General features: G+C 72.4%; 10 protein-coding genes. All 10 read right to left on the minus strand.

Annotated features, from left to right (window positions below):
• Nucleotides 1-71: 71 nt before the first annotated feature.
• The 10 genes from ABZY33_RS08970 to ABZY33_RS09015 all read right to left on the minus strand — a co-directional run bounded on the left by ABZY33_RS08970 (nt 72) and on the right by ABZY33_RS09015 (nt 12,474).
• The gene (locus ABZY33_RS08970; protein WP_356490832.1) at nt 72-1,343 is read right to left on the minus strand and encodes an SLC13 family permease; all 1,272 of its coding nucleotides are present in this window, start codon (nt 1,341-1,343) and stop codon (nt 72-74) included.
• 75 nt (nt 1,344-1,418) lie between these two features.
• Entirely contained in the window at nt 1,419-2,933 is a 1,515-nt protein-coding gene (gatB, locus tag ABZY33_RS08975) for an Asp-tRNA(Asn)/Glu-tRNA(Gln) amidotransferase subunit GatB (RefSeq protein WP_356490833.1), read from the minus strand.
• 17 nt (nt 2,934-2,950) lie between these two features.
• The gene (locus ABZY33_RS08980; RefSeq protein WP_356490895.1) at nt 2,951-3,184 is read right to left on the minus strand and encodes a hypothetical protein; all 234 of its coding nucleotides are present in this window, start codon (nt 3,182-3,184) and stop codon (nt 2,951-2,953) included.
• A 5-nt stretch (nt 3,185-3,189) separates the two neighbouring features.
• Entirely contained in the window at nt 3,190-4,692 is a 1,503-nt protein-coding gene (gatA, locus tag ABZY33_RS08985; protein ID WP_356490834.1) for an Asp-tRNA(Asn)/Glu-tRNA(Gln) amidotransferase subunit GatA, read from the minus strand.
• A 6-nt stretch (nt 4,693-4,698) separates the two neighbouring features.
• Nucleotides 4,699-4,995: an Asp-tRNA(Asn)/Glu-tRNA(Gln) amidotransferase subunit GatC gene (gatC, locus tag ABZY33_RS08990; RefSeq protein ID WP_018531282.1), complete on the minus strand. Its 297-nt coding sequence runs from the start codon at nt 4,993-4,995 to the stop codon at nt 4,699-4,701.
• Nucleotides 4,996-5,093: 98 nt separating this feature from the next.
• Nucleotides 5,094-7,604, minus strand: coding sequence for a bifunctional diguanylate cyclase/phosphodiesterase (locus ABZY33_RS08995; protein WP_356490835.1), 2,511 nt, complete (start codon nt 7,602-7,604; stop codon nt 5,094-5,096).
• Nucleotides 7,605-7,836: 232 nt separating this feature from the next.
• The gene (ligA, locus tag ABZY33_RS09000; RefSeq protein WP_356490896.1) at nt 7,837-10,035 is read right to left on the minus strand and encodes an NAD-dependent DNA ligase LigA; all 2,199 of its coding nucleotides are present in this window, start codon (nt 10,033-10,035) and stop codon (nt 7,837-7,839) included.
• A 92-nt stretch (nt 10,036-10,127) separates the two neighbouring features.
• Complete coding sequence (locus ABZY33_RS09005; RefSeq protein WP_356490836.1) at nt 10,128-11,147, minus strand: methionine synthase; 1,020 nt, start codon at nt 11,145-11,147, stop codon at nt 10,128-10,130.
• Nucleotides 11,148-11,213: 66 nt separating this feature from the next.
• Nucleotides 11,214-11,912, minus strand: a complete 699-nt coding sequence (locus ABZY33_RS09010) for an SDR family oxidoreductase (protein WP_356490837.1) — start codon at nt 11,910-11,912, stop codon at nt 11,214-11,216.
• Nucleotides 11,913-11,928: 16 nt separating this feature from the next.
• The gene (locus tag ABZY33_RS09015) at nt 11,929-12,474 is read right to left on the minus strand and encodes a TIGR00730 family Rossman fold protein (protein WP_356490838.1); all 546 of its coding nucleotides are present in this window, start codon (nt 12,472-12,474) and stop codon (nt 11,929-11,931) included.
• Nucleotides 12,475-12,479: the final 5 nt, after the last annotated feature.

Consider the following 12,479-nt stretch of genomic DNA (forward strand, 5'->3'; position numbering starts at 1 on the left):
AGATGTCCCTGGGAAGTACGAGAACCAGCCGAAACGTAAACGTCCAAGCATTCGGGACAAAGGTCCAACCGCTAACCGAGAACGAACAGTCCGGCCCACAGGGCGACCGTCGACGCGAGCAGCGTGGCCGGCACCGTGAGCAGACCGAGCCGGGTGAAGGCGCCGAGTTCGGGCTCCGTGCCGTGGTCGTGCACGATCCGCCGCCACAGCAGGGTGGCCAGGGAGCCCACGTACGTGAGGTTCGGGCCGACGTTGACGCCGATCAGCGCGGCGAGTACGGGCCCGGGGCCGGCCGGGGCGACGGCCGGCAGCAGGGCCAGGATCGCGGGCAGGTTGTTGATGAGGTTGGCGAGGACCGCGGCCACGCCCGCGATCGCCAGCAGCGTCACCAGCGACGAGCCGTCGGGCAGGACGTGCGCGATGCCGTCGCCGAGCCCCTGGTCGACCACGGCCCGGACCACGACCCCGAGGGCGAGGACGAAGAGGCAGAAGGGGAGGTTCAGGGCCGTCAGCAGTTCGCCGGGGGTGCTGCGGCGCCGCGCCAGCGACCGGACGCCGAGCACGACGGCGCCCGCGCACGCCGCCCACAGCGGTTCGACGCCCGCGAACGACGTGCCGACGAACCCGGCGAGCGTCAGCGCCAGCACGACGAGCGTGAAGACCGGGACGGGGGTCGCCTCACCCGGGTCGGGCTCGTGCGCGGGCGCCGCGAGGTCGGCGGCGAAGTACCGGCGGAAGACCACGTACTCGATGCCGACGGCGACCAGCCAGGGCAGGGCCATCAGCCCGGCGAACCGGCTGAAGGTCAGCCCGCTCGCCGCGAACGCCAGCAGGTTCGTCAGGTTGGAGACGGGCAGCAGCAGGGACGCCGAGTTGGCGAGGTGGGCGCCGGCGTAGACGTGCGGGCGCGGCCGCGCGCCGATCCGGGCCGCCGTCGCGAAGACGACCGGGGTGAGCAGGACGACAGTGGCGTCCAGGCTGAGTACGGCGGTGACCGTGGCGGCCACCACGAAGACCCCGCCGAGCATGCGGGTCGGACTGCCGTGACAGGCCCGCGCCACGGCGTCCCCGGCCGCCTTGAACAGGCCGTCGTCGGCGCAGAGCTGGGACAGGAGCAGGATCGCGGCGAGGAACCCGACGACGGGGAGGAGTTCTCTTGTCTCGGCCCAGGCGTGCGCCGGGGTGACCGCCCCGACGGCGACGGCGACGCCGGCCGCGGGCACGGCGGCGACCGCCTCCGGCCAGCCGCGGGGCCGTACGACCGCGAAGGCGAGCGTGATCAGGAGGAGAGCTGCGGCCAGGATCTCGGCCGAGGTCGTGCTCAGTGTGCTGCTCCGTTCCACGGGGCTCCGCCCCGGACCCCGTTCCCCGATCGCCGGAGGGGCTGGACATGTCCAGCCCCTCCGGCAGAAGGAGGCTCACCCTTCGCTGACGCCCAGCTTCTCGAGGATCAGTTCCTTGACGCGCGCCGCGTCGGCCTGACCCCGGGTCGCCTTCATGACGGCGCCCACGAGGGCACCGGCGGCGGCCACCTTGCCGGACTGGATCTTGGCGACGATCCCCGCGTTGGCGGCGATGGCCTCGTCCACGGCGGTGGAGAGCGCGCCCTCGTCCGAGACGACCTTCAGGCCGCGCTTGTCGACGACCTCGTCCGGGGTGCCCTCGCCCTTGAGGACACCGTCGATGACCTGACGGGCCAGCTTGTCGTTGAGGTCTCCCTTGGCGACCAGCTCGGAGACGCGCGCCACGTGCTCGGGCGTGATGGGCAGCTCACCCAGGTCGACACCCTGCTCGTTGGCGTTGCGCGCCAGCTCGCCCATCCACCACTTCCGGGCGGAGGCCGCGTCCGCGCCCGCGTTGATCGTGGCGACGATCGGGCCGATCGCACCGGCGTTGCGGATCGACTGCATGTCGTGGGCGGTGACGCCCCACTCCTCGATCAGCCGGTTGCGCTGGGCGAGCGGCAGCTCGGGCAGCTCGGAGCGGAGCGCCTCGACCCACTCGCGGGACGGGGCGACGGGCACCAGGTCGGGCTCCGGGAAGTACCGGTAGTCCTCGGCGTTGTCCTTGATCCGGCCCGAGGTGGTGGAACCGTCCTCCTCGTGGAAGTGCCGGGTCTCCTGGATGATCGTGCCGCCGCCGTTCAGGACGGCCGCGTGGCGCTGGATCTCGAAGCGCGCCGCACGCTCCACGGAACGCAGCGAGTTGACGTTCTTCGTCTCCGAGCGCGTGCCGAACTCCGCGCGGCCGTGCGGGCGCAGCGACAGGTTCACGTCGCAGCGCATCTGGCCCTTGTCCATCCGGGCCTCGGAGACGTCCAGCGCCTTGATGACCTCGCGCAGCTCGGCGACGTACGCCTTGGCGACCTCGGGGGCACGCTCGCCCGCGCCCTCGATCGGCTTGGTGACGATCTCGATGAGCGGGATGCCGGCGCGGTTGTAGTCGAGCAGCGAGTGCGAGGCACCCTGGATACGGCCGGTGGCACCGCCGACGTGCGTCGACTTGCCGGTGTCCTCCTCCATGTGGGCGCGCTCGATCTCCACGCGGAAGACCTCGCCGTCCTCCAGCTGGACGTCCAGATAGCCGTTGAAGGCGATCGGCTCGTCGTACTGGGAGGTCTGGAAGTTCTTCGGCATGTCCGGATAGAAGTAGTTCTTCCGGGCGAAGCGGCACCACTCGGCGATCTCGCAGTTCAGCGCGAGACCGATCTTGATGGCGGACTCGACGCCGATCTCGTTGACCACCGGCAGCGCGCCGGGCAGGCCGAGACAGGTCGGGCAGGTCTGGCTGTTGGCGTCCTGCTTCAGCTCCGTGGAGCACCCGCAGAACATCTTGGTCCTGGTGCCGAGCTCGACATGGACCTCCAGGCCCATGACGGGGTCGTACGTCGCGAGGGCGTCCTCGTACGACACCAGTTCAGTCGTGGCAGTCACGGTGAAACGTATCCCTCTCAGCCCAGCAGGACGTCGTCGTCGCCCAGGCGCTTGAGCTCCCGGTAGAGGATCGCCAGGCCGGTGGCGATGGCGGCGGCGGACACGGCGGCGTCGAGCAGCCGCAGCGTGTCGTTCTCGCTGCGCGCCAGCTTCGCCTGCTTCGCGACGCTGATCGCACCGAACGCGGTGCTGGCCAGCGAGACGTAGACGCCGGTCTTGGACTTCTTGAAGTTCTTGGCCTTCTTTGCCATGGCACTCACAGCGACGGAGCCTCCTCTAGCAGCGGGTGCCCCCACTTTTCCACGAAGGCGGCCTCGACGGCGGCGCCGACCTTGTACAGCCGGTCGTCCTTCATGGCGGGAGCGATGATCTGCAGGCCGACCGGCAGGCCGTCCTCCGGGGCCAGGCCGCAGGGGAGCGACATGGCGGCGTTGCCGGCCAGGTTGGTCGGGATCGTGCACAGGTCCGCGAGGTACATCGCCATCGGGTCGTCGGCGCGCTCGCCGATCGGGAAGGCGGTGGTCGGCGTCGTCGGCGAGACGATGACGTCCACGGACTCGAACGCGGCCTCGAACTCGCGGGTGATGAGGGTACGGACCTTCTGGGCGCTGCCGTAGTACGCGTCGTAGTAGCCGGAGCTGAGCGCGTACGTGCCCAGGATGATGCGGCGCTTGACCTCGTCGCCGAAGCCGGCCTCGCGGGTGAGTGCGGTGACGTCCTCGGCGGAGCGCGTGCCGTCGTCGCCGACGCGCAGGCCGTAGCGCATGGCGTCGAACCGGGCGAGGTTCGAGGAGCACTCGGACGGCGCGATCAGGTAGTACGCGGAGAGCGCCAGGTCGAAGGTGGGGCAGTCCAGTTCGACAATCTCGGCGCCCAGCGACCTCAGCAGCTCGACGGACTCGTCGAAGCGCTGCACGACGCCGGCCTGGTAGCCCTCACCGCGGAACTGCTTGACGACGCCGACGCGCATGCCCTGCACGCTGCCGTTGCGGGCTGCCTCGACGACCGGCGGGACCGGGGCGTCGATGGAGGTCGAGTCGAGCGGGTCGTGCCCGGCGATGACCTCGTGGAGCAGCGCCGCGTCCAGGACCGTACGGGCGCAGGGCCCGCCCTGGTCGAGCGAGCTGGAGAAGGCGACCATGCCGTAGCGCGAGACGCCGCCGTAGGTGGGCTTGACGCCGACGGTGCCGGTGACGGCGGCGGGCTGGCGGATCGAGCCGCCGGTGTCCGTGCCGATGGCGAGCGGGGCCTCGAAGGCGGCGAGCGCGGCGGACGAGCCGCCGCCGGAGCCGCCGGGGATGCGGGTGAGGTCCCACGGGTTGCCGGTCGGGCCGTAGGCGCTGTTCTCGGTGGAGGACCCCATGGCGAACTCGTCCATGTTGGTCTTGCCGAGGATGACGACGTCGGCGGCCTTGAGCCGCTTGGTGACCGTCGCGTCGTACGGCGGGATCCAGCCTTCGAGGATCTTGGAGCCGACCGTGGTCGGGACGCCCTCGGTGGTGAAGATGTCCTTCAGCGCGAGCGGGACGCCGGCCAGCGGGCCGAGCTTCTCGCCCCGGGCGCGCTTGTCGTCGACGGCGCGGGCCTGCGCGAGCGCGCCCTCGCGGTCGACGTGCAGGAAGGCGTGCACCTTCTCGTCGACGGCCTCGATCCGGGCCAGGTGGGCCTCGGTGACCTCGACGGCGCTCAGCTCGCCGGAGGCGATCTTCGCGGCCGTCTCGGCGGCGGTGAGCTTGATGATGGTGATGTGGTCCGTCATGACTTCTTAGTCCTCCCCCAGGATCTGCGGCACCTTGAAACGCTGCTGTTCCTGGGCCGGGGCGCCGGAGAGCGCCTGCTCGGGGGTGAGCGACGGACGGACCTCGTCCGCCCGCATGACGTTCGTCAGCGGCAGCGGGTGGGAGGTCGGCGGTACGTCTTGGTCGGCGACCTCGCTGACGCGGGCGACCGCGCCGATGATGTCGTCGAGCTGGCCGGCGAAGTGGTCGAGCTCTTCGGGCTTCAGCTCCAGACGCGCCAGCCGGGCGAGGTGGGCGACCTCCTCGCGCGTGATGCCAGGCATGCAGCGATCCTCTGGGTGGGAGTGGGTGGTCCGGCCCCAATCCTATGGGGCCCGGCACCGTGCCGGTGAACCGCTGCCTCCCGGGCCCCGCGCCCGGGTCAGCCGAGCGGGCGCGGTTCGTCCCCCGTGGCCGCCGGCAGGGCCGCCGTCTCGCGCTGCCAGCCGCGGGAGCCGCGGGCGCGCAGCCAGGCCGTCATCTCGTCCGGCGGCATCGCCGCGGCGACGAGCCAGCCCTGGACCGCGTCGCAGCCGAGGTCGCGCAGCCGCTCCCAGGTCTCGTCGTCCTCGACGCCCTCGGCCACCACGAGCAGCCCGAGCGAGTGGGCGAGGTCGACGGTGCAGCGCACGATCTCCGCGTCCTCGTTGTCCACGGCGAGCCGGGCCACGAAGGAGCGGTCGATCTTCAGCTCGCTCACCGGCAGCCGCCGCAGGTGGACGAGGGAGGAGTAGCCGGTGCCGAAGTCGTCCAGGGACATCTTCACGCCGTGGCCGGTCAGTCCGGCGAGGGTGTCCGCGGCCCGCTGCGGGTCCTCCAGGAGCACGTGTTCGGTGATCTCCAGCTGGAGGGAGCCGGCCGGGACGCCGTGCCGGGCGAGCCGCGCGGCGACCGTGCCCGCGAACCCGGGGGTGTGCACGTCCCTGGGCGAGACGTTCACCGCGACCGGCACGTACAGGCCCTGCGCGCGCCAGCGGGCCACCTGGGCCAGCGCCGTGTCCAGGACGTACTCGGTCAGGTGCGGCATGAGCCCGGACGACTCGGCGATGGCGATGAACTCGTCCGGCGGCACCTTCCCGCGCTCCGGGTGCACCCACCGCACGAGCGCCTCCAGGCCCGCGACATGGCCGTCGAACTGCACCTTCGGCTGGTAGTGCAGCTCCACGTCCCCGGCGTCGAGCGCGAGCCGCAGATCGCCCAGCAGACCGAGCCGGTCGGGGGTGTTGGAGTCCCGCTTCGACTCGTAGACCTCCACGCCGGTACGGTCCCGTTTGGCCTGGTACATGGCGACGTCGGCCCGGCGCAGTAACCCCTCGGCGTCGAGCGCGTGGTCGGGGAAGACGGCGAGGCCGGCGCTGGCCTCCAGGACCAGCGTCAGCCCGTCCAGGTCCAGCGGTGAGCCGAGCGCGGCCACGAGGTTGCGCGCCACGCGCGACGCGGACGTCGTGGACTCGGCGACAGGCAGCAGCACAGCGAACTCGTCGCCGCCGATCCGCGCCGCCTCCGCGCCGCGCGGCAGAGCGGCCCGCAGCCGGTCCGCGATCTGCAACAGCAGCCGGTCACCGGCGAGATGGCCCAGCGTGTCGTTGACCGACCGGAACCGGTCGAGGTCGATCAGCATGAGCGCGCTGCGCGCCCCGATCCGCTCGGCGTCGTCCAGCGCCGTCCAGGTGCGCTCCAGGAGCCACTGGCGGTTGGGCAGTCCGGTGAGCGGGTCGCGCAGCTGCTCCTCGGCGCGGGCGCGCGCGATCCAGAGTGTCGAGTCGAGCGCGACCAGCGGGATCGCGAACAGCGGCAGCAGCACCGGCAGGGCGATCGCGACGACGCAGACCAGCGGCGCGATGCCGAGCAGTGCGACACCGACCAGGCCCTGGCGCAGCAGCGCCGGCCGCGCGACCGTCGGCAGGCCGGCCGGGCGCGGGGCGTGGACGTACCAGAGCAGCGCCCGGCTGACCAGCAGGTACGCCGCCGCCACGAGGACGACCTCGGGCACGGCGGAGTAGCTCCAGGTCTCGGGGTGCCAGGGCGCCTCGACGGTCGGTACGCGGCCGAACGCGGCGAGGACGAGGGCGCCCGCGCCGATACCGAGGATGTCGATCGCGCCGTGCAGGACGCCCTGGCGCCAGCGGTGCCGGCGGGCGACCCCGACGAGGACGACGACGGTGAGGCTGACCATCCCGGCCGGGACCCAGCCGTACAGCAGCAGTACGGCGAGGGTGAGGGCGGCGCCGGAGCCGGTCCCGCCCCACCAGCGGTCGCGGCCGAGCGCGACGAGGTGGCCGACGATGAAGCCGGTCAGGACGGCGAGCGACCAGCCGACGGTGCCGGAGGGGAAGAGGGCGTGGTGGCCGGCGAAGGCCCGGTAGAACCCGGCGCCGAGGACGACACCGGCGAGCGTGACGACCGCGCCGGGCAGCAGCGGCAGCGCCGCGGCCCGGGAGGCGGTGTCGGGCTGTCCGGCAGGCTGTCCGGCGGGCTGGTGGCCGGCCGGGGCCGCCGCCGCGCGCCGGCCGCCCGGCGGGGGTCCGGCGGGCGTCGCGGCGAGGGGGGTGACGGTGAACGGCGGCGAACCGTTCGTGCTCCTTGGGCCTGACGGGTGAGGGCCGGTGCCCGGGGCACCTCTGCCGCCGGGGCCCGTGCCGGCCGGCGGGGAGGCCGGGGCCGCGGGTCCGTGCGCCCTGCCGAACCCCGTCCGGGTCCGGTCCCCGCCGGGGCGGCCGAAGCCGCGTCCCGCCTCACGCCACCAGGTGCGCCAGTTCACCACATCACCGCGCTCGTTCTTCCCGCGACCGGCGTCATTGCCGTCGCCCCCGCCATGGTGGGCCCTCCCGCGCCGCACGCGACGGCGCGGACGCAGCCGTGAGTCCGCCTCGGCGCTCTCGGTCGGTTCCATTCCCGTCCCTCTCACAGCCGGCGGTGCCCACGTCCCCTGCCCGCTCCCCCGGCCTCCGGCGACCGGGGGGATGCGCCCCATCCGCAGCAGGACACGGCAGACGCACACGCTCAACAGTAGGCCGCAGAAGGCTTCCACGGGCACCAGACGGTCTCGCCCGGCCACTGTTGCCCGAATGCGACCTGGCCACCCGTATGCATCTGGTATGCGCCGAACGGGTGGCCTTCAACCGCTACTCCGCAGTCGGGTCTTCGGCGGGAAGTGCCACTTCGGCGGCGGCTTCGGGGCCCTGGTCGAGCAGGACGGCGAATCCGTCCTCGTCCAGAACCGGAACCTTCACCTGCATGGCCTTGTCGTACTTGGAGCCCGGGTTCTCCCCGACGACGACGAACGACGTCTTCTTGGAAACGGAACCGGTCACCTTGGCGCCTCTGCTCTGCAGTGCTTCCTTGGCGCCGTCGCGCGTGTGGTTCTGCAGCGTGCCGGTGACGACGACGGTGAGCCCTTCGAGGGGCCGCGGGCCCTCGTCCTCGCCGGCGCCCTCCTCCTCCGTGCGCACCCCGGCCTCGCGCCACTTGCGCAGGATCTCGCGGTGCCAGTCCTCGGCGAACCACTGCTTCACCGAGGCGGCGATGATCCCGCCGACGCCGTCGGTGGCGGCCAGCTCCTCCTCGGTGGCCCGGTCGATCCGGTCGAGGGAGCGGAACTCGCGGGCCAGCGCCTCGGCGGCGACCGGGCCGACGTGCCGGATCGAGAGGCCGTTGATGATGCGGGCCAGCGGGCGGTCCTTGGCCGCCGCGATGTTCTCCAGCATCGCGACCGCGTTCTTCTTCGGCTCGCCCTTCTGGTTGGCGAAGACCGTGACGACCTTGTCCTCACCGGTTTTCGGGTCGCGCTTGGGCAGGCCGCTGTCGGGGTCGCGGACGTACGCCTTGATGGGCAGCAGCTGCTCGATGGAGAGGCCGAACAGGTCGCCCTCGTCGGCCACCGGCGGCTCGGCGGGCTCCAGCGGGGCGGTGAGCGCGGCCGCGGCGACCGCGCCGAAGTTCTCGATGTCCAGGCACTGGCGGCCGCCGAGGTAGAAGAGGCGCTCGCGCAACTGGGCCGGGCACGTGCGGGCGTTCGGACAGCGCAGGTCGATGTCGCCCTCCTTCATGGCCCGCAGCGGGGTGCCGCACTCGGGGCACTCGGCGGGCATCACGAACTCCCGCTCGCTGCCGTCCCGCAGGTCGGCGACGGGCCCGAGGATCTCGGGGATCACGTCGCCCGCTTTTCGGATGACGACGGTGTCGCCGATCAGGACGCCCTTCTTCTTCACGACCTCCTGGTTGTGCAGCGTCGCGAACTCGACCTCGGAGCCCGCCACCGTCACCGGCTCCACCTGCGCGTACGGCGTGACCCGGCCCGTACGGCCCACGCCCACGCGGATGTTGACCAGCTTGGTGTTGACCTCTTCGGGCGGGAACTTCCAGGCGATGGCCCAGCGCGGGGCGCGCGCGGTGGAGCCGAGGCGGCCCTGGAGACGGATCTCGTCGAGCTTGACGACGGCGCCGTCGATCTCGTGCTCCACGGAGTGCCGGTTCTCCCCGTAGTACGCGATGAACGCGCGGACCCCGTCCAGGTCGTCGACGACCTTGTTGTGCCTGGCCGTGGGCAGTCCCCACTCACGCAGCAGGTCGTACGCCTGCGAGAGCCGGTCGATGTCGAAGCCCTCGCGGGCGCCGATGCCGTGGACGACCATGTGCAGCGGGCGCGAGGCGGTGACGCGGGGGTCCTTCTGGCGCAGGGAACCCGCCGCCGCGTTCCGCGGGTTGGCGAAGGGCTTGTCCCCGGCCTCCACCAGCCGTGCGTTCAGCTCCTCGAACTTCTCCATGGGGAAGAAGACTTCGCCGCGGACCTCCACCAGCGCGGGGACGCGGTCGCCCTCCAGGCGGTGGGGGATCTCGGCGATGGTGCGCACGTTCGGTGTGATGTCCTCGCCGACGCGGCCGTCGCCGCGGGTGGCCGCCCGGGTCAGCCGCCCGTTCTCGTACGTCAGGTTCACCGCGAGGCCGTCGATCTTCAGCTCGCACAGGAAGTGGTAGCCGGGCGATCCGACGTCCTTGGCGACGCGCTCGGCCCAGGCCGCCAGCTCCAGCTCGTCGAAGGCGTTGTCCAGGGAGAGCAGGCGCTCGCGGTGCTCGACGGCGGTGAACTCCGTCGCGTACGAACCGGACACCTTCTGGGTCGGGGAGTCCGGGGTGCGCAGCTCCGGGTACCGCTCCTCCAGCGCCTCCAGGGAACGCAGCAGCTGGTCGAAGTCGGCGTCGGAGACGACCGGCGCGTCCTTCACGTAGTACCGGAAGCGGTGTTCCTCGATCTGCTCGGCCAGCCGGCCGTGCTCGTCCCGGGCGTCGGCGGGCACGGGGCTCTCCCCCGCGGCCCGGTCGATCTTCCCGGCCTGTCCGGCCCTGTCCGCCCCTGCGGCCTGTTCGGCCTTTCCGGCAGCCACCGTCTCGTCCTCCCGTTGCCCTCGGTCCACGGTCACTCAGGGTTGTCCGCGAGCGACCTCGCCGCCCGGGCGCAGTGGGCGAGCGCCGCGCGGGCGTACGCGGGTGAGGCGCCCGCGAGTCCGCACGACGGCGTGACCACGACCGACTCCGCGAGAGATCCCGGATTCAGCCCCAGCCTGCGCCACAGCGTCCTGACACCCATGACGCTACCGGCCGGGTCCGACAATGGGCCGTCCACGCCGGGCACGACACCGGCCAGGAGCGTGGTGCCGCCCTCGACGGCCTCTCCGATCGTCTCGTCGTCACGCTCGGTGAGCAGGGAGAAATCGAACGAGATCGCGTCGGCCCCGGCCCGGCGCAGCAGGGCGAAGGGCACGTCGGGGGCGCAGGAGTGCACGACGACGGGGTCGCCGGCGGCGGCCGCCAGGACGTCGCGCAGGGTGCTCTCGACGAGCTGGCGGTCGACGGCGCGGTGGGTGCGGTACTCGCTGGCGGTCTTGACCTGGCCGCGCAGCACGGCGATGAGGGAGGGCTCGTCGAGCTGGAGCACGATCCGGGCACCGGGGAGGCGGCGCCGGACGTCGGCGAGATGGGCGCGCAGGCCCTCGGCGAGCGAGCCGGCGAGGTCGCGGCAGGCGCCGGGGTCGGAGAGCGCGGCCTGCCCGTTGCGCAGCTCCAGGGCCGCCGCCAGCGTCCACGGCCCGACGGCCTGCACCTTGACCGGCCCCGCGTACCCCTGGGTGAACTCCTCCAGCGCGTCCAGGTCCTCGCCGAGCCAGGACCGGGCGCGCTTGGTGTCGCGGCCGGGCCGGTCACCGATACGCCAGCCGCTGGGCTCCACGCGCGCGTAGAGGTCCACGAGCAGCCCGGCGGTGCGGCCGATCATGTCGGCGCCCGGCCCCCGGACGGGCAGCTCGGCGAGGAACGGCATCCCCTGCTCGGGGCCCTCGAAGGAACCGGTGACGGTCTTGGCGGCCTCTCGGGCATCGCCGCCGGGCATCGAACCGACGCCTGTGGCCGGCCCCCACCTGAAGTCGCTCTTTTCGTTCACTCCGGAAGGGTACGTAACCGCGGCGGCGGGCCGGTCGTCAGCGGTGCGTCGGTGGCAGTCCGTCCGTCAGCGGCCCGGGCGGACCGTCAGGTCGTTGACCTCGGCGTCGCGCGGCAGGTCGAGCGCCATCAGGATCGATGTGGCGACGGACTCGGGGTCGATCCAGCGCGCCGGGTCGTACTCCTTGCCCTCCTGCTGGTGCACCTTGGCCTGCATGGCGCTCGCGGTGCGGCCCGGGTAGACGGAGGTGACCCGCACCCCGTGCGCGTGCTCCTCGTGGCGCAGCGAGTCGGCGAGGGCCTTGAGGCCGTGCTTGGACGCGGCGTACGCGGCCCATTCGGGGCCGGCGTTGAGGCCGGAGCCGGAGTTCACGAAGAGCACGTGGCCCTGGGCGAGACGGAGCTGGGGCAGGAAGTGGCGGGTCAGCTCGGCCGGGGCGACGAGGTTGACGTTGAGCTGGTGGCGCCAGGACTTGGGGGTGAGGTCGCCGACCTTCCCCAGGTCGACGACGCCGGCGATGTGCAGCAGCGAGTCGATCCGGTCCGGCAGCGACTGGTGCGAGAACGCCCACGACAGCTTGTCGGGGTCGGCGAGGTCGCCGACGAGGGTCCGCGCGCCGGGGAACTCGGCGGCGAGTTCCTTGGCGCGGCCCGCGTCGCGCGCGTGGAGGAACAGTTCGTCCCCGCGCGCGTGGAGGCGGCGGGCTACGGCGGCGCCGATGCCGGAACCGGCGCCGGTGATCACATGGGTGGCTGTGCCTGTCATGGCCGCCATGGTCGCACTATTCGACGCCCTGTGACTCCTCCAGGTAGGCCACGGCGCCGAGGGGCTCCTCGGCGAAGAACACCAGGTCGGTGAGGGGAACCGGCAGGAAGCCCTCGTCCTCCATGCGCCGGAACTGCTCCTTGAGCCCGTCGTAGAACCCGGCCGAGTTGAGCAGCACGACCGGCATGGTGGTCTTGCCGTGCTTCTTCAGCTCCAGGATCTCGGTGGCCTCGTCGAGCGTCCCGGTGCCGCCCACCATGATCACGACGGCGTCGGCCTTCGCCAGGAGCAGCGCCTTGCGTTCGGCGAGGTCCTTGGCGACGACCATCTCGTCCGGCGCGGTGACGGTGCGCGCCCGGTCCGCGAGGAAGTCCACCGAGACCCCCATGAGCCGCCCGCCGGCCTCGTGCACGCCGTCGGCGACGACCTTCATCAGCCCGCTCTCCGAGCCGCCCCACACCAGCGTGTGGCCGCCCCGGCCGAGCAGCTCGGCGAACTCACGGGCCGGGCGGGTGTAGCGGTCGTCGAGGTCGGCGGCGGAAAGGAAGACGCAGATGTTCATGGGGT

Source organism: Streptomyces sp. NPDC006552 (assembly GCF_040611655.1).
In the GTDB taxonomy this organism is placed as follows: Bacteria; Actinomycetota; Actinomycetes; order Streptomycetales; family Streptomycetaceae; genus Streptomyces.